Here is a 19,328-nt window from a genome sequence, read left to right as displayed (position 1 = left end):
GGCGACAATGGTGCGCACCGGCGGGTCGATAACGTCACACGGGCTTCTGCCCAGAGCAGACAGCGCGGTGCAGATCCGGCCGCCGAGACGCAGAAGGGCGGGGCGGTCGATGCGACCGTCCCGCCCCTCGGCGTGGAGCTGCTTACTTGACCAGTGCCGGCAGCGTCTTGCGGCTGGTGAGCACCTGGTCGATCAGGCCGTACTCGAGGGCCTCGTCCGCGGAGAGGATCTTGTCGCGGTCGATGTCCTTGTTGACCTGCTCCTGCGAGCGGTTCGAGTGGCGCGAGAGCGTCTCCTCGAGCCACGTGCGCATGCGCAGGATCTCGCGGGCCTGGATCTCGATGTCGGACGCCTGGCCCTGGCCGGCCTCGCCGACGGCGGGCTGGTGGATCAGGATGCGGGCGTTCGGCAGGGCGAGGCGCTTGCCGGGGGTGCCGGCGGCGGTGAGGACCGCGGCGGCCGAGGCGGCCTGGCCGAGGACGACCGTCTGGATGTGCGGGCGGATGTACTGCATCGTGTCGTAGATCGCCGTCATCGCGGTGAACGAGCCACCGGGCGAGTTGATGTACATGACGATGTCGCGGTCCGGGTCCTGGCTCTCGAGCACGAGGAGCTGGGCCATGATGTCGTCCGCGGAGGCGTCGTCCACCTGCACGCCGAGGAAGATGATGCGGTCCTCGAAGAGCTTCGCGTACGGGTCCTGGCGCTTGTAGCCGTAGGCCGTGCGCTCCTCGAAGCTGGGCAGGATGTAGCGGGAGCCGGGCGCCTGCACGCCGCCGAGGGCCTGGCCGCCGGTGGGGGCCCCGCCGAGCATGGGGATGTTCATTGTGTTGTCCTTAGTCCTTTCGGCGTCCGCTACTTGTTCGAGTCCGGGTCGGTGCCGCCGCCGCCGGCGACGTCGAGCGCCGACTCGCGGATGTGGTCGACGAAGCCGTAGTCGAGCGCCTCCTGGGCGGTGAACCAGCGGTCGCGGTCACCGTCGGCGTTGATCTGCTCGACGGACTTGCCGGTGGCCGACGCGGTGATCTCGGCGAGGCGCTTCTTCATGTCGAGGATCAGCTGCGCCTGGGTCTGGATGTCGCTCGCGGTGCCGCCGAAGCCGCCGTGCGGCTGGTGCAGCAGGACGCGGGCGTTGGGGGTGATGTACCGCTTGCCCTTGGTGCCCGCGGTGAGCAGGAGCTGGCCCATCGAGGCCGCCATGCCGATGCCCACGGTGACGATGTCGTTCGGCACGAACTGCATGGTGTCGTAGATCGCCATGCCGGCCGTGATTGACCCGCCGGGCGAGTTGATGTAGAGGTAGATGTCGCGCTTCGGGTCCTCTGCGGCCAGGAGCAGCAGCTTCGCGGCGATCTCGTTCGCGTTCTCGTCCCGGACCTCGGACCCGAGCCAGATGATGCGGTCCTTCAGCAGTCTGTCGAAAACATTGGGCTGGATACCCAGGTCGGCCATGTTCGCTCCGTTTCCTTGTCGCTTGGAATCGAATCTATCGGAGCGCCACGGCCATTTCGGTGGTGTTCGCCCTGGGCAGAGAGCCGTGGCGCGGGAGGCGCGGGGCCGGAGTCACTCGTCGTCGAGCTCGGCGGCGTACGCCCCGACGGCGCGACCGTAGCGGCCCATGTGGGGCGACAGGGCCGCGAGCGCCTCCCGCAGGGCGTCGGCGTGGAGGCCGAGGTCGTACAGCGCGAGTGCGGCGAAGGCGTGCGCGTCGGCCGCGAGCGGGTCGCCCGGCCGCGCGTCGAGGAGGTCACGCAGCAGTTCCACGGCCTCCTCCGGGCGGTCGAGATTGCGGAGTGTGCTGGCGAGCTGGATCGTCGCGCGGGTGCGCTCCGGCTCGGCCAGCCCCGCGTCGAGGGCGCGGCGGTAGAGCGGCTCGGCTTCGGCCTCCCGGCCCGCGTAGTCGTAGGCGCCGGCGGTCTCGTACATCCCGAGCGCGTCATCGGGCCGTTCGGCCGCGAGGGCCAGGATCGCGGCGAGTGTCGCATCCTCACCGCGGGTCGCGGCTTCGTCCCACACGGCGTCGACGCGTCGCTGCCAGTCGTCCATCGTCGTCCCCTCGTCCTGATCCTGGAAACGACGAAGGCCGGGCGCATGCGCACCCGGCCTTCGTCGTCGATGGGATTACTCCGCGTCCGCGGCCTTCTTGGCGGCCGGCTTCTTGGCGGGAGCCTTCTTGGCGGGAGCCTTCTTGGCGGGAGCCTTCTTCTTCGGCTTCTCCTCGGCGGCGGGGGCCTCGGCGGCCTCCTCGGCCGGAGCCTCGGTCGCCTCGTCGGCGGCCTCGTCCTCGTCGTCACCGGAGGCGACGGCGGTGAACTCGCTGAGGTCGACCGGCTTGCCGTTGCTGTCGACGACCTTCACCTTGCCGAGGACGATCGCGAGGGCCTTGTTGCGGGCGACCTCTCCGACCATCGACGGGATCTGGCCGTTCTCGCTGAGGATCTTGACGAACTCGTTCGGGTCCATGCCGTACTGCGCGGCACCCTGGATGAGGTACTGGGTGAGCTCGTCCTGGCTGACCTTGACGTCCTCGGCGCTGGACACCTCGTCGAGGAGGATCTGCGTGCGGAACGTCTTCTGGCTCGACTCGGTGACCTCGGCGCGGTGCACGTCGTCCTCGAGGCGGTTCTCCTGCTCGAGGTGGCGGTGGACCTCGTCCTCGACGAGCTGCTCGGGGACCGGGATCTCGACGAGCTCGAGGAGCGTGTCGACGAGCTGGTCGCGGGCGGAGGTGCCCTGGCCGAACGCCTTGGAGCGCTCCACCTGGGTGCGGAGGCTGTCGCGCAGCTCGGCGATGGTGTCGAACTCGCTGGCGATCTGGGCGAAGTCGTCGTCCGCCTCCGGCAGCTCGCGCTCCTTGACGGCGTTGAGCGTCACGGTGATCTGCGCGTTCTCGCCCACGTGGTCGCCGCCCATGAGCGGGGCCTCGAAGGTGGTGGTCTCGCCGGCGGTCAGCGTGTCGAGCGCCTCGTCGATGCCCTCGATGAGCTCGCCGGAGCCGATCTCGTAGGAGATGTTCGCTGCGGTGTCGACCTCTTCGCCACCGATCTCGGCGGTCAGGTCGATCTGTGCGAAGTCGCCCTTCTTGGCCGGACGGTCGACGGTGACGAGCGTGCCGAAGCGGCTGCGCAGGTTGTCGAGCTCCTCGTCGATGTCACTGTCCGCGATCTCGGCGGCGTCGACCGTGATGGTGATGTCGTCGAGCTTCGGGAGCGTGATCTCGGGGCGGACGTCGACCTCGATGGTGAGGAGGAGGTCGCCCGAGAAGTCGGCCTCGGCCGGCCACTCGGTGATGTCGGCGGAGGGGCGGCCGAGCGGGCGCACGTCGTTCTCCTCGACGGCCGCACGGTAGAAACCGTCCAGACCCTCGTTGACGGCGTGCTCCAGCACGGCGGCCTTGCCGACTCGCTGGTCGATGATCGCCGGCGGGACCTTGCCCTTACGGAAGCCGGGGATGCTGACCTGCTCGGCGATGTGCTCGTACGCGTGGGTGATGGAAGGCTTCAGCTCCTCCGGCGTCACCGAGATGGTGAGCTTTGCGCGGGTGGGGCTGAGCTTCTCGACCGTGGTCTTCACGATGTCTGGGTTCTCCTGAATGTTCGAACGGTGGTCTTCTCGCAAGGAACGAGGTCCTCGTCGGGGCGACAGGATTCGAACCTGCGACCTCCCGCTCCCAAAGCGGGCGCTCTAGCCAAGCTGAGCTACGCCCCGGCTAAAACGGTGCGAAAGACCACGCGCAAGTCTACTGCACACGAGGTGGCCCCCGCGTGTACTACGATGGTCGTCGGCCGTCGCAGTGCAACGGCTTCGGGGATGTAGCTCAATGGTAGAGCCTCAGTCTTCCAAACTGATTACGCGGGTTCGATTCCCGTCATCCCCTCCATCACCTGACACGATGTCTGTATGACCGCGTCGACTCCGGCCCCGCATCGCGTCTTCTCGTACGGCACGCTCCGGCAGCCCGAGGTGCAGCGCGCGCTCTATGGACGCGAGGTGCCGACCGTCGCCGACACGCTTCCCGGATACCGGCTCGACTGGCTCGTCATCACCGATCCGGACGTGATCGCGACCTCCGGGTCGGATCGGCACCCCATCCTGCGGCGAGGAGAGACGACCGACGTCGTCGAGGGCGCCTTCCTCGAGCTCGACGGCACCGAGCTCGCCGCCACCGATGCCTACGAGGTCGCCGACTACGTCCGGCGTGTCGTGACGCTCGCGTCCGGCGTCGAGGCGTTCGTCTACGTCGCTGATGACGAGGGCGACGCCCGCCCCTAGGCTGATCCCCGTGCCGAACACCGCCTCCGCTCCCCTCCGCCTCGTCGTCGCCGACGACTCCGTGCTGCTGCGGGAGGGACTGATCCGGCTGTTCGACGAGGCCGGGTTCGAGACGGTCGGCGCCTACGGCGATGCCGAGTCGCTGCTCGCGGAGGTCGGCGAGGTGGCGCCTGATGTCGCGGTGCTGGATGTGCGGATGCCGCCGACGTTCCGCGACGAGGGGGTGCGCGCGGCACTGCGGTTGCGCGCCGAGCACCCCGGCGTGTCGGTGCTGCTGCTCAGTCAGTACGTCGAGGGGACGTACGCGCAGGAGCTGCTCGCGAGCGGGCAAGGCGGCACCGGCTACCTCCTGAAGGACCGCATCGCGTCGCTCGACGAGCTGCGAGATGCGGTGACGCGGGTGGCGCAGGGCGGCACGGTGCTCGATCCGGAGGTCGTCCGCGAACTCCTGACGCGGCGGGTCGATCCCGTGGCCGCGCTGACGCCGCGCGAGCGCGAGGTGCTCGGGCTGATGGCGGAGGGACGGACGAACTCGGCCATCGCAGCCCAGCTGGTGATCGGGGTGGGCGCGGTGGAGAAGAACGTGACCGCGATCTTCCAGAAACTCGGCCTCGAAGACTCGGGCGACGACCACCGGCGGGTGCTCGCGGTACTGGCGTTCCTGCAGCGGTGAGGACAGAATGGCGCGTGAACCGCTCATCGACGACGAAAGCAGGTGCACCGTGGCAGGACTGGACGACATCACCAACAAGGCCAAGGAATTCCTCGACAGCGACACCGTGAAGAACGCGCTGAAGTCCGAACAGGCCGAGGACATCAGCGACAAGCTGCTCGACGGCGTCGCCGACGCCGCCAACAAGGTCACCGGCGGCAAGTTCGAGGGCCAGATCGACGGCGCCCGCGACGCCGCCGACAAGGCGGTCGGCACCGAATAGGGCCGACGCAGCACACGACAGACACCGCGAAGGGCGGGTGACGGGAGACCGTCACCCGCCCTTCTGCGTCGCGGCGGCCGATCAGGCGAGCGGGAGGCGCGTGCCGATCCGCGTCGGGCCGCCGACCGGGCTGTCGACGACGAGCTCACCGCGCATGCCGCGCACGCGCTCGCTCAGCCCGCTCAGACCGTGACCCGGCGTCAGAGTCGCTCCCCCGGATCCGTTGTCCGTCACCCACACGCTCAGCCACTGCGCTCCGGACGGCTCGGCCGTCCGGTCCAGGAACAGCCGCGCCTCCGTCGCCCCCGAGTGCTTCGCGACATTGGTCGCCAGCTCGGCGAGCACGTAATAGGCGTTCCGCTCGGTCTCCGGGCTGAACCGCTCCCCCGGCGCGAGCGACGACTCCAGCCGCATCGGGACGGTGCTGCGCGCGGCGAGCGACTCCGCCGCGGCGACCAGTCCGCGATCCTGCAGCAGGGGCGGTGCGAACCCGCGGGACAGCGCCCGCAGCTCCTCGAGCGTGTCGCCGGCCTGCTGCCGGGCCTCCGCGAGCAGCGCCGCCGCCGCGTCGGGATCGTCGGCGAGCTTGCGCTCGGCGGCCGCGATGTCCATCTGCAGGCGGATCAGGCGCTGCTGCGGGCCGTCGTGCAGATCGCGCTCCAGCCGGTGCAGCGCCTGGTCCTCGGCGGCGACGGCGGCACCACGCGAGGCGGACAGGTCGGCGACCTCCCGCTGCAGCGTCTCCGACGGCCACGCCCCGAGCAGGCCGCGGGCGATGGCGTCGTGCATCAGGGTGAGGCCGCGCGTGACGAACGGCAGGGTGGCCGCGAACAGCACGCCGGCGATGAAGTACAGGATGCGGTCGCCCACGATCGGGTCGAACGTCGAGCTCGACTGCGACGCCCAGTCCACGATCACCCGCGACAGGAACACCGTCTGCCCGTCGTGCGGGAGGAAGCCCTCCCAGATCCACCCGGTCAGGCCGCCGAGGGCCACCGACGTCCAGACGATCGTGACGGTCCAGGAGACGATGCTCACGATCGGGTTGATCAGGATGCCGTGCAGCAGGTACAGCCAGTAGTGGCCGTTGACGAACGGGCCGAAGGCGGAGCGCCAGAACGTGCGCGGCTTGTCGGCCGGCTCCCACAGCGGACGGCGGATCTCCGGGCGACCCGCCCAGCGCAGCCGCTCGACCTCCACCGCACCGAACCCGCGCGCGGTGTAGAAGGTGCCGATCAGGATGAACAGGCCGACGTAGATGACGAGGGTGCCGACACCCGTCCAGAACAGGGACTGCAGCACGGACAGGCCGACGATCGCGATCGGCATGGTCAGGAGCAGGAAGCCGAGCTCGCGCGGGACGCCGCGCCAGAGGGAGCCGTACGTGGTGCGGTCGGCGGGCGGAGCGGGGCGTGCGGTCACGGGATCCAGCATGGCGGATGAGGCGGAGGTCATGGTCTTCTCCAGTCGGGGACGATGACTCCAGCCTCCCGTCGGCGGCCTCCCGTCGGTATGCGGGTGGCAGGCGAATCCCGGCGGGGGTTATCCCCCGCACCCGGACCGGCGGCGTTCGGCCGCCACCCAGGCGAGGCTCAGCTTAGTTAGCGCAGCCTCAGCTTCGTTGCGGAATTCCGCGGGCTGAGTAGCGTTGAAGCAGGCACGAGAAAGGACGCCAAACAATGACGGACATCGCCGCAAGCCAGAGTGTTTCCAACCCGGACGTCGCCGCCGGAGTCGCCCAGTTCCTGAGCCCGGTGGTCATCGACCTCACCGCGCTCGTCGTCAACGGAAAGCAGGCGCACTGGCACGTGCGCGGCGCCAACTTCATCGGCGTGCACGAGCTGCTCGACACGATCGTCGACCACGCGCAGGAGTGGGCCGACCTGGCCGCCGAGCGCATCGTCGCCCTGGGGCTCCCGGTCGACGGCCGCCTCGGCACGGTCGCCGCGAAGACCACCACCCCGGAGCTGACCGCGGGCTTCCGCCCCTCCAACCAGACCATCGCCGAGGTCATCGCGCAGATCGACGCAGCCCTCGCGGCCGTCAACACCGCCGTGAAGGAGCTCGACGAGCTCGACCAGACCAGCCAGGACGTCGCCATCGAGATCGCCCGCGGCCTCGACAAGGACCGCTGGTTCCTGTTCGCGCACATCAGCGAATAAGCACGTCACCGCGCCACGAACGCGCCTGAAGGGCCGTCCTCCACTCCGGAGGGCGGCCCTTCGCCGTCACCGGCGCCAGAACTAGTCAGCGATCCGCGACTACCGCAGCGTGTCGTGCGTGAAATGGCCGGCCAGGAGCGTCGCCGCGACCGGAAGGGCGCGGAGCTCCTCGTCCGTCGCCGCGGCGGGGTCGAGGTCGAGAACCGCGAGGTCGGCCGGCTCTCCGGCGGCGATCCGGCTGCGCACCGACGCCTCCAGCGCAGCGGAGAACGGGATGCGCTGCTCGGGATGCCAGGGCTCGCGCCCCTCCCGCGACCGGTTCACGGCCGCCGCGATCGCGATCCACGGGTCGAGCGGCGCCACCGGAGCGTCGGAGCCGAACGCGAGCCGCACCCCGTGCCGTAGGAAGTCCGCGAGCGGGAACGCGCGGTCGGTCCGCCCCTCCCACAGCCGGTCGGCGACATCCCGGTCGTCCATGGCGTGCTCCGGCTGCACGCTCGCGGTCACACCCAGGCGGGCGAACCGGGCGACGTCGGCCGGGTCGACCAGCTGCGCGTGCTCGATGCGACCGCGGGCGCCGACGCGCTCGAACGCGTCCAGCGCGCGGCGGTTCGCCTCGTCGCCGATGGCGTGCACGGCCGGCTCGATCCCGTGCTCGACGGCGAAGCGCATCGCGGCGACCAGCTCGTCCTCGCCGAGGTTCGCCACGCCGTGCCCGCCGTCGGGGTAGGCGTGGCTGCACAGGGCGGTGCGGGTGTTGAGCGAACCGTCCGAGATGACCTTGAAAGGTCCTGCGGTCAGGAGGCCGGCCGTCCCGTCGATCGGCCGGCCGGTGCGCAGCCCGAGCGTCGCAGCGCGCTCCAGGTGGTCGCCGTAGATCCCGAACTCGACGCGCACGCGCGGCTCGGCGGCGGAGAGCCTGCGCCGCCAGGTCTCGACATTCCAGCCGTACTCGAGGTCGACGACACCGACGACGCCCCTGCTCGCCGCGACGGCGGCGGCATCGGCGGCCCAGCGGTCCATCGTCGCGTCGTCCGCGGTCGTCAGCGCGCTGGAGACGGCGAAGCTCGCGTCCTCGCGCAGCACCGCGTCGTCCGACTCCACGCCGAGGCGGCGTGCGGCGGCCGTGTTGAGCCACGAGCAGTGCAGGTCCCCGGCGATCAGGACGACCGGACGCTCCCCCGCGGCCGCATCCAGCAGCTCCCGAGTCGGGAGGTCGGGCCAGAGCGCGTCGTGGAAGCCGAAGCCGACGAGGAGGTCGTCCCCATCCTGATCCCGGGCGGACACGCGCCGCCGCACCAGGTCGGCAGCCTCCGCGGCCGAGGAGGCCCGGGACACGTCGAGCCGGCGCGCGGTCTGCGCCCACTGGGTGAAGTGCACGTGCTGATCCCAGAGGCCGGGGACCAGCCACCTGCCGTCGAGGTCGAGCTGCTCCGCACCGGCCGCGTCGATGCGGCCCGCGAGGTCGACTGCGTCGATGCGGCCGTCCGCGATCCGCACGTCCACCACACCCTCCGAGCCGGGGATGCGGGCCCCGGTCAGCAGGAGGCTCATCGAGCGGCGCGGCGGCGGTCGTGCACGATCGTCATCTCGCGCAGCAGCCCGTCGCTGGCGTACGGGCCGTCGCCCGCGAGCTCCAGCAGGATGCGGTCGACGATGTGGTCGGGCCGGTTCTGGCTCATCTTCTGCTTGGCGCTGATCCGCGTGGGCGTCAGCCGCAGGCCGACGGTCCCGGAGGAGATGCGCTGCGCGTATGCCGAGTCGGCCTCCGTGCCCGCCATCTGCCGGGGCTCCGGCAGCTCGCGCTCGAAGTGGTCGACCAGCCGGGCGAGCACCTCGAGGTTCTCCTCGTCGCTGAGGATCTCGGGCACACCCGAGAAGTGGGCCGAGATGAAGTTCCAGGTCGGCACGGCCGGCTTGTCGTCGTACCAGCTCGAGGAGATGTAGCCGTGCGGGCCCTGGACGATGATCATCAGCTCGTGCTCGCCCAGCTCGTGCAGCTGCTCGTCGGGGCGGCCGACATGGCTCAGAAGGCTGATCTCCTCCCGCGTGTCGTCGAGGATGACCGGGTAGTGCGACGCGACCAGGCCGGCGTCGGTGTGGCTGACGAAGGTCGCCCACGGGTTCTCGCGGACGAGCCGCTTGAGCTCCTCCGCGTCGGTGAGGGTGAAACTCGGGTTCTGGCGCATGCCGTCTCCTAGGCCTGATCCTTCGGGCACCAGTACAGCTTGCGGCCGCCCAGTTCCTCCATCACGATGTTGGTCCCGCAGACGCGGCAGGGCAGGCCCTCGCGCTTGTAGACCCAGTGCCGGTCGTCCCGGCTCGCCATCGCCTTGCGGTACGACTCGTCGTCGAGGTCGTCCATGGTCATCATCTGACCGGTGGCGACGCCGATGCGCAGCAGCTTCACCCAGTCGTGCCACAGCTCGCGCACGGTGTCCTCGGGGACCTGCTTGCCCGGCGTGTGCGGGTTCTGGCGGGCGCGGAAGAGCAGCTCGGCGCGGTAGACGTTGCCGATGCCGCTCACGACGCTCTGGTCCATCAGCAGCAGGGCGATGGCCGTCGGCTTGCGGCGGACGGTCGACACGAACCGCTCCTCGGCCTCGGGGCCGTCGTCGAGCATCGGGTCGGGCCCGAGCTTGGCGATCACCGCATCCACCTGGGCCGGGTCGAGCACCTCGCACGCGGTCGGGCCGCGCAGGTCGGCGACGGCGGTGTCGGTCAGCAGGCGCACGCGCACCTGCCCGACGGGCTCGGGCGGGAAGCTGGTGATCTCGGCCTCGAGCTTCTCGGACTCGGCCATGCGCAGCCGCGTGCGCCGGGGCGCGCCGATCGAGTGCAGGGAGTTCTCCCCCGCGTCGTCGAACACCCGCGCAGCGTCGGCGTCGGTGCCGCGCTGGTTCGTCTGCCCCATGCGGCCGTTGGCGGAGGCGATGGTCGGGTCGACGCTGATCTCGCCCGCGAAGTCCCACGCGCCGTAGATGCCGAGGTGGATGCGCAGCCAGAGCCCGTTCTCGAACTCCAGGAACATCTGCTTACCGACGGCCTTCGCCGCCGTCATGACCTGCTCGTCGATCCGCGCGGCGCCCTCGGCGAACCGGCCCTGCGGCGACGAGACCGTCACCCGGTGGCCGACGAAGTTCGTCGCGAACTGCCGGGCGATGCGGTGGACGGAGTGGCCCTCAGGCATCAGCGGTCCACGTTCCGGCCCGCGATGTCGCCGGTGGCCTCGAACTCGGCGAGCTGGGCGATGCGGCGCACGTGCCGCTCCTCGAGCGAGAACGGCTCGGCGATGAAGACGTCGATGAATCGGGTGGCCTCCTCGACGGTGTGCTGCCGGGCGCCGATCGAGATCACGTTGGCGTCGTTGTGCTGCCGGGCGAGCTGCGCGGTGCTCTCGTTCCAGACCAGGGCGGCGCGGACGCCGAGCACCTTGTTGGCCGCGATCTGCTCGCCGTTGCCCGACCCGCCGAACACCACGCCGAGCGCCTGCACGCCGGCCTGCTGGTCGCGCACGACCGCCTTCGCCGCGTTGATGCAGAACGCCGGGTAGTCGTCGATCGGGTCGTACTCCACCGGTCCGTGGTCGACGACCTCGTGCCCCGCTGCCGCGAGGTGCTCCTGGAGGTGCCTGCTGAAGTCGAGGCCGGCGTGGTCGGTGGCGATGTGGATGCGCATGGAGCAAGTCTAGGGAAGCCCACCGACCCGGGCGCACGGGTCACTAAGGTGGATCGGGTGGACACGATCCACGCGAATCTCGTCTTCAAGGAGTCACCGTTGCCCGGAGAAAACCTCACCCGCATCGAAGCACAGGAGCGCGCGTCGCTCGTCCGCACCCACGCCTATGACGTCGTCCTCGACCTGACGACCGGCCCGGAGACCTTCCGCAGCACGACGACCGTGCGCTTCTCCGCGACCGAGGGCGCGTCGACGTTCATCGACGCGATCACCCGCACGGTCCACTCGGTCGTGCTCAACGGCGTCGAGCTCGACCCGGCGCAGGTCGCCGACGGCGTGCGCATCCGGCTCGACGGCCTCCAGGCCGAGAACGAGCTGACGGTGGACGCCGACGCGATCTACACGAACTCGGGCGAGGGCCTGCACCGCTTCGTCGACCCGGTCGACGGCGAGGTGTACCTCTACAGCCAGTTCGAGGTGCCCGACTCGCGCCGCATGTTCGCGGTCTTCGAGCAGCCCGACCTGAAGGCGACGTTCGCCTTCACCGTCACCGCTCCCGAGCACTGGGCCGTCGTCAGCAACTCCCCGACCCCCGAGCCCGTCGCGGCCGGGGACGGGAAGAAGACCTGGACCTTCGCCCCCACCTCCGTCATCTCCTCCTACATCACGGCGCTCATCGCCGGCCCGTACGAGTCGGTGCACAGCGAGCTGACGGGCAGCGACGGCCGCACCATCCCGCTCGGCGTGTACGCGCGCAAGAGCCTGGCCGGCTTCCTCGACGCCGACTACATCTTCGAGAAGACCCGCGAGGGCTTCGCGTTCTACGAGGAGCGCTTCGACGTCCCGTACCCGTTCGAGAAGTACGACCAGCTGTTCGTGCCGGAATTCAACGCCGGCGCGATGGAGAACGCGGGAGCCGTGACCTTCACGGAGACCTACGTCTTCCGCTCCAAGGTCACCGACGCCATCAAGGAGCGCCGGGTCGTCACCATCCTGCACGAGCTCGCCCACATGTGGTTCGGCGACCTCGTCACGATGAAGTGGTGGAACGACCTCTGGCTGAACGAGTCGTTCGCCGAGTACGCCTCCACGCTCGCCACCGCCGAGGCCACCGAGTGGCACGAGGCGTGGACGACCTTCGCCGCCATGGAGAAGAGCTGGGCGTACAAGCAGGACCAGCTCCCCTCCACGCACCCGATCGTCGCGACCATCAACGACCTGGAGGACGTGCAGGTCAACTTCGACGGCATCACCTACGCCAAGGGCGCCTCGGTGCTCAAGCAGCTGGTGGCGTGGGTCGGCCAGGACGACTTCCTCGCCGGCGTCTCGGAGTACTTCAAGAAGCACGCGCACGGCAACACCGAGCTGCGCGACCTCCTGGTCGAGCTGGAGGCCACGAGCGGCCGCGACCTCACCGACTGGTCCGCCAAGTGGCTCGAGACGGCCGGCGTGAACACGCTGCGCCCGGAGATCGAGGTCGACGCCGACGGCGTCATCACGTCCTTCGCGGTGCTCCAGACGGCCGCGGCCGACTACCCGACCATCCGCCCGCACCGCCTCGCGATCGGCTTCTACGAGCTGCGCGACGGCGCCCTCGTGCGCGACCACCGCATCGAGCTCGACGTGGACGGGGAGCGCACCGAGGTCGCCGAGCTGGTCGGCCGTGCCCGCCCGGCCCTCGTGCTGCTCAACGACGACGACCTGGCGTACGCCAAGATCCGCCTCGACGACGCGTCGCTCGCCGTCGCGATCGAGCACCTCGGCGAGATCGAGAGCCCGCTCGCCCGCTCCCTCGTCTGGGGCGCGGCCTGGGATGCGACGCGCGACGCCGAGAGCAGCGCGAGCGACTACGTGCGCCTCGTGCTGGGCAACATCGCCTCCGAGACGGAGTCGACCACCCTGCGCACCACGCTGAACCAGCTCGGCCTCGCCGCCGGCAGCTATGTCGCACCGGAGCGCCAGAAGGAGACGATGCAGACGGTCGCGACCGCGCTGTGGGAGCTCGCGAAGCAGGCCGAGGCCGGCAGCGACGCGCAGTTCCAGTTCGTCAAGTTCTTCGCGGCCTACGCCTCCACCGACGAGCACCTCGCCGAGATCGCCGCACTGCGCGACGGCTCGCGGTCGCTCGAGGGTCTCACGGTCGACACCGACCTCGCCTGGGAGCTGCTGATCGCCCTCGTCGCCGGCGGCACGGCCGGCACGGCGGAGATCGACGCGGCCCTGGAGGCGGACAACACCGCCAACGGCGGCCAGTTCGCCGCCCAGGCCCGCGCGAGCATCCCCACCGTCGCGGGCAAGCAGGCGGCGTGGGACTCGGTGTTCGGATCGGACGACCTCCCGAACACGATCGTGCGCTTCACCGGGATCGGCTTCCAGCGGGCGGCCGACGCCGCGGTGCTCGAGGGCTTCGTGGCGCCGTACTTCGCCGCACTGCAGGACATCTGGGCCTCCCGCTCCTACAAGATCGCGGAGTACCTGGTGTCGGGCATGTACCCGGCACCGCTGGCGAACGCCGCGCTGCGCGACGCGACCCGTGCCTGGCTCGACGCGAACCCCGAGCCCGCCGCGCTGCGCCGCCTCGTCGTGGAGAACCTCGCCGGCGTCGAGCGCGCGCTCGCCGCGCAGGAGCGTGACGCGCAGGCGTAGCCGTCACCGAACGACGTCGAGGAGGGGACCCTCGTCCGACCCGGCCTGGTACCACGGGCCGATGGCGGACGGGGGCCCCTCCCTCTACGTTGGAACCATGATTCAACTCGACCGCCTCACCAAGAGGTTCGGCCCCAAGACGGCCGTCGACGGCATCACCGCCACCGTCCAGCCCGGCAAGGTCACCGGCTTCCTCGGCCCGAACGGCGCCGGCAAGTCGACGACCATGCGCATGATCATGGGTCTCGACCGTCCGACCTCGGGCGGCGCGATCGTCAACGGCAAGCGCTACGCCGACCTGCGCTCCCCGCTCACCGAGGTGGGTGCCCTGCTCGACGCGAAGGCCGTGCACACGGGCCGCACCGCGTACGGCCACCTGCTGGCCATGGCGGCGACCCACGGCATCCCGAAGAGCCGCGTGCACGAGGTGATCGGGCTCACCGGGCTCGACTCCGTCGCCAGCAAGCGCGTCGGCGGCTTCTCGCTCGGCATGGGCCAGCGACTCGGCATCGCCGCCGCGATGCTCGGCGACCCGGCCACCCTCATCCTGGACGAGCCGGTCAACGGCCTCGACCCGGAGGGCGTGCTCTGGGTGCGCCAGTTCGCGCGGCACCTCGCCTCGCAGGGACGCACCGTGTTCCTCTCCTCGCACCTGATGAGCGAGATGGCGCAGACCGCGGATCACATCATCGTGCTCGGCCGCGGACGCATCCTCGCCGACGCGCCCGTCGACCAGATCCTCGCCGGGGCGACCAGGAACGCCGTGCGCGTCCGCACCCCGCAGGTCGAGGAGCTCGCCCGCGCGATCGCCTCCGCCGACGTCACCGTGACGGGCGTGGAGTCCCAGCTCATCGAGGTCTCCGGCCTCACGGCCGCCCAGGTCGGCGACGCCGCTGCGCGCAGCGGAGTCGTGCTGCACGAGCTCACCCCGCTGAGCGCCTCGCTCGAGGAGGCCTACCTCGAGCTCACCCACGACGAGGTCGAGTACCGCACGGAGGTCGAGAAGTGACCACGACAGCCCCCGCCCACCCGCACGAGCACTCCGCGCTCGGCCGCCTCACCTTCCCGCGCGTCGTCCGGTCCGAATGGATCAAGCTGCGCACGCTCCGCTCCACCTTCTGGACGCTCGCCAGCGTCGTCGTCCTGGTCGTCGGCTTCGCGACTCTGCTCGCCGCCTTCGTCCCCGAGGCATCGACCCTCGGTGAGCGCGTGCCGAAGGACCAGCTCTCGCAGCTCGTGACGAGCACGGCCACCGCCGGTCTCACCTTCGCGCAGCTGGTCGTCGCCGTCCTCGGCGTGCTGGTGATCAGCGGCGAGTTCTCGACCGGCATGATCCGGTCGTCGTTCGCCGCGGTCCCCCGCCGGTTCCCCGTCCTGGCGGCGAAGGCCATCGTGCTCTTCCTCACCTCGTTCGTCGTCGGGCTGGTCAGCTTCGCCGCCTCCTGGGCGATCGCCGTCCCGCTCATGACGGGCAAGGGATACACCGGCGACTTGATCTCGGAGCACACGGTCTGGGCCATCCTCGGCTCGGCGGCTTACCTCGGACTGGTCGCGGTGTTCGCGCTCGGCCTCGGGACGATCGTCAAGGCCAGCGCGGGCGGGATCGCCGCGGCCCTCGGCGTGCTCTTCCTGCTGCCGATCATCGCCGGCATCGTGCAGTCGCTGCTCCCCACGGCGGAGTGGATCCGGGACGCGACCCACTACCTGATCGGCAACGCCGGCCAGGGGATGTCGGGGCTCGAGAACGGCACCTTCGAGCCGTGGCAGAACGTGCTCACGGTCGTCGTCTGGACCGCCGTGTCGTTCGTCGTCGGCGCGATCCTGCTGCAGCGTCGGGACGCATGACCCAGCCCCTCCCCGCATCGGAACCGGCCCCGGCCGGCCTGGAACTCCCCAGGCCGCCCGGGGTCATCCGGCGTTTCCTGGCGGCGCACCCGCTGCTGCTCGACACGGCCGTCGTCACCGTCTACTTCGTCCCGTCGATCCTGCTGACCGTGGTCACACAGATCACGACCCCGTCCGTCGGGGCCGCACTGGCCATCGTGCTCGTCGTCCTGGCCGGTGCCTCGCTCTACTTCCGCCGCTACCGGCCGCGCATCCTGTTCGCCGTCGCCACGGTCGTCCTGATGGGCAGCACCGTCATCGGCGAGACCGTCGACTTCATCCCCTTGCTCTTCGCGCTCTACGCGCTCGCGGTCTACCGTTCGACCCGGTCGGCGTGGATCGGGTTCGCCATCACGGCCGTCGCGACCGTGGCCTCGCAGTGGGCGCTCGCACTGCTCGAGCACGCCGGCTTCTACAGCTCCGATCGCACCGACCTCACGGCCTCCACGTTCACCGTGCTCTCGTTCTCTCTGGTCGCGGTGCTGATCGGCAACAACATCGGCGGGCGTCGTCGCTACCTCGCCGCGCTCATCGACCGCGCACGGCAGCTGGCGCGCGAGCGCGACCAGCAGGCCGTCATCGCCGCCGCCGCCGAGCGCAGCCGCATCGCGCGCGAGATGCACGACATCGTCTCGCACAGCCTCACCGTCATGATCACCCTCTCGGAGGGGTCTGCACGCCTCGCCGAGTCCGCGCCCGAGCGCTCCGCCGACACGATGCGGATGGTCGCCGAGACCGGCCGCTCCGCGCTCGGCGACATGCGCCGCCTGCTGGGCGTGCTGCGCGCGGACGAGGGCGAGACGGCCGAGCACCAGCCCCAACCCGGCGTCGGTGAGCTGACCGAACTGGTCGAGCGGTTCCGCGCGGCAGGCATGGCCGTGCGCGTCACGATCACCGGAGACGCGCCGACCGACATCGGGCAGCAGCTCACTGTCTTCCGCGTCGTGCAGGAGGGACTCACCAACGCCCTGCGCTACGGGCGCCTGGCGAACGTCGTCGAGGTCGTCATCCGGTACCGGCCCGACCGCATCGCGATCACCGTCGAGGACGATGCGGCCGTGCACGAGCAGCCGGCCGGCGGCTCCGGCCGCGGACTGATCGGGCTGCGCGAGCGCGTCGCCCTGTATGGCGGCACCCTCGACGCGGGGCCGCGGAGTCCCGTGGGCTGGCGCCTCCACGCCGAGTTCGACGCGGTGCGGCCGCCCTCCGCGTCCGCGACATCCCCTTCCCCTTCCCTGCCCGCCGTCCCTGAGGCGACGGGCGCGACCGGCACCACCATCAGCTCCGAGGAGACGCCATGACCGACACCACTCCCCTGCGCATCCTGCTGGTCGACGACCAGTCGCTCGTCCGGCTCGGGTTCCGGATGGTCCTCGAAGCGGAGCCCGACCTGCACGTCGTCGGCGAGGCGGCGGACGGGACGGAGGCCGTGCGGCTCGCCGTCGAGACGCGGCCCGACGTGATTCTGATGGACGTGCGCATGCCGTCGATGGACGGCATCGAGGCGACCCGGCGCATCGTCGCGGCCAACCCCGACGCCCGGATCATCATCCTCACCACGTTCGACCTCGACGAGTACGCCTTCGGCGGGCTCCGTGCGGGCGCGAGCGGGTTCCTGCTCAAGGACGCCCGGCCGGACGACCTGATCGCGGCCATCCGGGCGGTGGCCGCGGGCGACGCCGCCGTCAGCGGCCGCGTGACCCGCTCGATGCTCGAACTGTTCGCCGATCGCCTGCCGCAGGGCGCGTCGCCGTCCGCGGCCGGCGACGATGCCGCGGCCGCGCTGACGCCGCGCGAACGCGAGATCCTGCTCGCGATGGCCGACGGGCTGACCAACGGCGAGATCGGCGCGAAATTCTTCCTGACCGAGTCCACGGTCAAGACCCACGTCGGCCGGGTGCTCTCGAAGCTGCACCTGCGCGACCGGGTGCACGCGGTCATCTTCGCCTACGACAACGGGCTCATCGATCGCTGACACCACTCCTGGATCCAGCCCGCACCAAGGCGGCCCTCGCTAGGCTCGGACACGTATGGGAATTCTGAAGAGCACATTCTGGACCGAGATCGGCACGTGGGCGATCGCCGCCGGGTGGAAGGTCTTGACCGCCGTCCTGATCATCGTGGGCGCCTTCCTGCTCAGCTGGCTGCTGCGCGTGGTGATCCGCCGCGTGGTCAAGCAGATCGTGAGCGGAGTGAAGAAGGGGCAGAGCGTCACCGACACGCAGGCGCTCGTGGCCTCCCCGCTCGCCGCCGTCCGCGTCGTCCAGCGCACACGCACGCTCGGTTCCGTCCTGAGCAACATCGTGAACGTGACGATCGGGATCATCGCGATCATCCTCGTCATCAATGTCTTCGCGTCGGAAGTGCTGGGCTCCTTCGCCTTGCTGACCGCCGCGATCGGCGCCGGTCTCGGTTTCGGCGCGCAGAACATCGTCAAGGACGTGCTCAACGGCCTCTTCATGGTGATGGAGGACCAGCTCGGCGTCGGCGACGTCGTCGACCTCGGCTCGGCGACGGGTGTGGTCGAGTCGGTCGGCATCCGCGTCACCCAGGTGCGGGATGTCAACGGCACGCTGTGGTTCGTCCGCAACGGCGAGATCGTCCGGGTCGGCAACATGTCCCAGGGCTGGTCGCGGGTCATCATCGACCTCGCGGTGCCCTACGACACCGACATCGAGGCCGTGCAGGAGAAGATGCTCGCCACCGCCACGGCGCTGGCGACCAATCCGAAGTGGCGCTCGCGCATCCTCGAGAAGCCCGAGCTCTGGGGGCTGGAGTCGATCTCGGCCGACGCCATGGTCATCCGCATCGTGCTGAAGACGCGCACGACCGCGAAGGACGACGTGTCGCGCGAGCTGCGCATCCAGCTCAAGCAGGCGCTGGACGAGATGGGCGTGAAGCTGCCCTCGCTCTCCGCCGTCGTGCTCAGCGGGTTCGACAGCGCGGGCAGCGTGAGCGGGGCCAAGCCGCCGCGCACGCGCCCGGTGCAGGCCGTGCCGGAGAAGCCGCTCACCGGTCGCAAGGCGCGTGCCGCGGCCAAGCGTGCCGCCGTGAACCCCAACGCGATCCGGATCACGCCGGGCGCGTCGGCGGCCACGCTGCCGCGCACGCCGAAGCAGCCCGCCGCGGAGAAGGCTACGCCGGCCCCGAAGAGCGGGCCGACGGACAAGGCGAAGCCGACGGACAAGCCCGCATCGGACAAGCCCGCATCCGGCAAGCCCGCGCCCGACGCGCCCGCGTCCGACGCGCCTCCTGCGACGCCGAAGCCGCGCACCTCCCCCAAGCCCCCGACCGAGCCTCCCGCGGAGTGACATGACCACCATCCCCGTCGGGCCGCCCTCCGGCCCGTCCTTCTACGAGCAGGTCGGCGGCCACGACACCTTCCGCCGGCTCGTGGACGCGTTCTACCGCGGGGTCGCCGCCGACCCGGTGCTCAAGCCGATGTACCCGGAGGAGGACCTCGGCCCCGCCGCCGAACGCCTCACCCTCTTCCTCGAGCAGTACTGGGGCGGACCGGGCACGTACAGCGCCGAGCGCGGGCACCCCCGTCTCCGGATGCGGCACATGCCCTTCAGGGTCAACCCCGACGCCCGCGATCGCTGGCTGACCCACATGCGTGCGGCCGTCGACGAGCTCGGGCTGCCTCCACTGCAGGAGGAGACGCTCTGGAGCTACCTGGAGCGCGCTGCGTTCGCTATGGTCAACACATTCGAGGAGTAGCCCTCGAGCCCGACGTGCCGAAGGAGACACG

Annotated in this window: 20 protein-coding genes and 2 tRNA genes; 12 read left to right on the top strand and 10 right to left on the bottom strand. The window is 70.5% G+C overall.

The window, feature by feature from the left end:
- Positions 1-142 precede the first annotated feature (142 nt).
- The 5 genes from FHX33_RS04945 to FHX33_RS04925 all read right to left on the bottom strand — a co-directional run bounded on the left by FHX33_RS04945 (position 143) and on the right by FHX33_RS04925 (position 3,708).
- Positions 143-826 (bottom strand): ATP-dependent Clp protease proteolytic subunit, encoded by a 684-nt coding sequence (locus tag FHX33_RS04945; RefSeq protein ID WP_021762165.1) that lies wholly within the window; start codon positions 824-826, stop codon positions 143-145.
- 29 nt (positions 827-855) lie between these two features.
- Positions 856-1,452, bottom strand: a complete 597-nt coding sequence (locus FHX33_RS04940; protein ID WP_021762163.1) for an ATP-dependent Clp protease proteolytic subunit — start codon at positions 1,450-1,452, stop codon at positions 856-858.
- A gap of 111 nt (positions 1,453-1,563) precedes the next feature.
- Entirely contained in the window at positions 1,564-2,046 is a 483-nt protein-coding gene (locus FHX33_RS04935) for a tetratricopeptide repeat protein (RefSeq protein ID WP_183428227.1), read from the bottom strand.
- Positions 2,047-2,121: 75 nt separating this feature from the next.
- Positions 2,122-3,573: a trigger factor gene (gene tig / locus FHX33_RS04930; protein WP_183428226.1), complete on the bottom strand. Its 1,452-nt coding sequence runs from the start codon at positions 3,571-3,573 to the stop codon at positions 2,122-2,124.
- A 60-nt stretch (positions 3,574-3,633) separates the two neighbouring features.
- A tRNA-Pro gene (locus tag FHX33_RS04925) sits at positions 3,634-3,708 on the bottom strand.
- A 98-nt stretch (positions 3,709-3,806) separates the two neighbouring features.
- Between FHX33_RS04925 and FHX33_RS04920 the strand changes: the two genes are divergently transcribed.
- The 4 genes from FHX33_RS04920 to FHX33_RS04905 all read left to right on the top strand — a co-directional run bounded on the left by FHX33_RS04920 (position 3,807) and on the right by FHX33_RS04905 (position 5,207).
- A tRNA-Gly gene (locus FHX33_RS04920) sits at positions 3,807-3,880 on the top strand.
- Positions 3,881-3,900: 20 nt separating this feature from the next.
- Positions 3,901-4,272: a gamma-glutamylcyclotransferase family protein gene (locus FHX33_RS04915; protein ID WP_021763902.1), complete on the top strand. Its 372-nt coding sequence runs from the start codon at positions 3,901-3,903 to the stop codon at positions 4,270-4,272.
- Positions 4,247-4,945: a response regulator transcription factor gene (locus tag FHX33_RS04910; RefSeq protein ID WP_021763903.1), complete on the top strand. Its 699-nt coding sequence runs from the start codon at positions 4,247-4,249 to the stop codon at positions 4,943-4,945. The genes FHX33_RS04915 and FHX33_RS04910 overlap by 26 nt, the downstream gene beginning before the upstream one ends.
- A 49-nt stretch (positions 4,946-4,994) precedes the next feature.
- Positions 4,995-5,207 carry an antitoxin gene (locus tag FHX33_RS04905; RefSeq protein ID WP_039922913.1) on the top strand — a complete coding sequence of 71 codons (213 nt, stop codon included), beginning with the start codon at positions 4,995-4,997 and terminating at the stop codon, positions 5,205-5,207.
- An 81-nt stretch (positions 5,208-5,288) separates the two neighbouring features.
- On the opposite strand, the gene FHX33_RS04900 is transcribed toward FHX33_RS04905, so the two are convergent.
- Entirely contained in the window at positions 5,289-6,662 is a 1,374-nt protein-coding gene (locus FHX33_RS04900) for a sensor histidine kinase (protein ID WP_246396873.1), read from the bottom strand.
- Between the two features lie 224 nt (positions 6,663-6,886).
- Here FHX33_RS04900 and FHX33_RS04895 point away from each other — a divergent pair, with 224 nt between their 5' ends.
- Complete coding sequence (locus tag FHX33_RS04895; protein ID WP_021763778.1) at positions 6,887-7,369, top strand: Dps family protein; 483 nt, start codon at positions 6,887-6,889, stop codon at positions 7,367-7,369.
- Between the two features lie 99 nt (positions 7,370-7,468).
- On the opposite strand, the gene FHX33_RS04890 is transcribed toward FHX33_RS04895, so the two are convergent.
- Genes FHX33_RS04890 through FHX33_RS04875 form a run of 4 tightly spaced genes read right to left on the bottom strand, consistent with a single transcriptional unit; the run spans position 7,469 to position 11,047 of the window.
- On the bottom strand, positions 7,469-8,923 hold the full coding sequence (locus FHX33_RS04890) for an amidohydrolase (RefSeq protein WP_183428225.1): 1,455 nt from the start codon (positions 8,921-8,923) through the stop codon (positions 7,469-7,471).
- Positions 8,920-9,558: an FMN-binding negative transcriptional regulator gene (locus FHX33_RS04885; RefSeq protein ID WP_021764925.1), complete on the bottom strand. Its 639-nt coding sequence runs from the start codon at positions 9,556-9,558 to the stop codon at positions 8,920-8,922. Before FHX33_RS04885 ends, FHX33_RS04890 begins: the two co-directional genes overlap by 4 nt.
- 8 nt (positions 9,559-9,566) lie before the next feature.
- A complete protein-coding gene (locus FHX33_RS04880) occupies positions 9,567-10,559 on the bottom strand; it encodes an Fpg/Nei family DNA glycosylase (RefSeq protein ID WP_021764926.1) in 993 nt (330 codons plus the stop codon).
- Positions 10,559-11,047 (bottom strand): ribose-5-phosphate isomerase, encoded by a 489-nt coding sequence (locus tag FHX33_RS04875; RefSeq protein ID WP_021764927.1) that lies wholly within the window; start codon positions 11,045-11,047, stop codon positions 10,559-10,561. The genes FHX33_RS04880 and FHX33_RS04875 overlap by 1 nt, the downstream gene beginning before the upstream one ends.
- A gap of 99 nt (positions 11,048-11,146) precedes the next feature.
- Here FHX33_RS04875 and pepN point away from each other — a divergent pair, with 99 nt between their 5' ends.
- The 7 genes from pepN to FHX33_RS04840 all read left to right on the top strand — a co-directional run bounded on the left by pepN (position 11,147) and on the right by FHX33_RS04840 (position 19,297).
- Positions 11,147-13,693, top strand: coding sequence for an aminopeptidase N (pepN, locus tag FHX33_RS04870; RefSeq protein WP_039923656.1), 2,547 nt, complete (start codon positions 11,147-11,149; stop codon positions 13,691-13,693).
- A 97-nt stretch (positions 13,694-13,790) separates the two neighbouring features.
- Positions 13,791-14,702, top strand: coding sequence for an ATP-binding cassette domain-containing protein (locus tag FHX33_RS04865; RefSeq protein WP_039923655.1), 912 nt, complete (start codon positions 13,791-13,793; stop codon positions 14,700-14,702).
- Positions 14,699-15,538: an ABC transporter permease gene (locus FHX33_RS04860; protein ID WP_021764930.1), complete on the top strand. Its 840-nt coding sequence runs from the start codon at positions 14,699-14,701 to the stop codon at positions 15,536-15,538. Before FHX33_RS04865 ends, FHX33_RS04860 begins: the two co-directional genes overlap by 4 nt.
- Positions 15,535-16,878, top strand: coding sequence for a sensor histidine kinase (locus tag FHX33_RS04855; protein WP_021764931.1), 1,344 nt, complete (start codon positions 15,535-15,537; stop codon positions 16,876-16,878). The genes FHX33_RS04860 and FHX33_RS04855 overlap by 4 nt, the downstream gene beginning before the upstream one ends.
- A complete protein-coding gene (locus FHX33_RS04850) occupies positions 16,875-17,552 on the top strand; it encodes a response regulator (protein WP_183428224.1) in 678 nt (225 codons plus the stop codon). The genes FHX33_RS04855 and FHX33_RS04850 overlap by 4 nt, the downstream gene beginning before the upstream one ends.
- Before the next feature lie 55 nt (positions 17,553-17,607).
- A complete protein-coding gene (locus FHX33_RS04845; RefSeq protein WP_183428223.1) occupies positions 17,608-18,888 on the top strand; it encodes a mechanosensitive ion channel family protein in 1,281 nt (426 codons plus the stop codon).
- Between the two features lies 1 nt (position 18,889).
- Positions 18,890-19,297 (top strand): globin, encoded by a 408-nt coding sequence (locus tag FHX33_RS04840; RefSeq protein ID WP_021764831.1) that lies wholly within the window; start codon positions 18,890-18,892, stop codon positions 19,295-19,297.
- The last annotated feature ends 31 nt before the right edge of the window (positions 19,298-19,328 follow it).

The sequence above is a fragment of the Leifsonia aquatica genome (assembly GCF_014190775.1).
In the GTDB taxonomy this organism is placed as follows: Bacteria; Actinomycetota; Actinomycetes; order Actinomycetales; family Microbacteriaceae; genus Leifsonia; species Leifsonia aquatica.
This window is presented reverse-complemented; position numbering and strand designations above follow the sequence as displayed.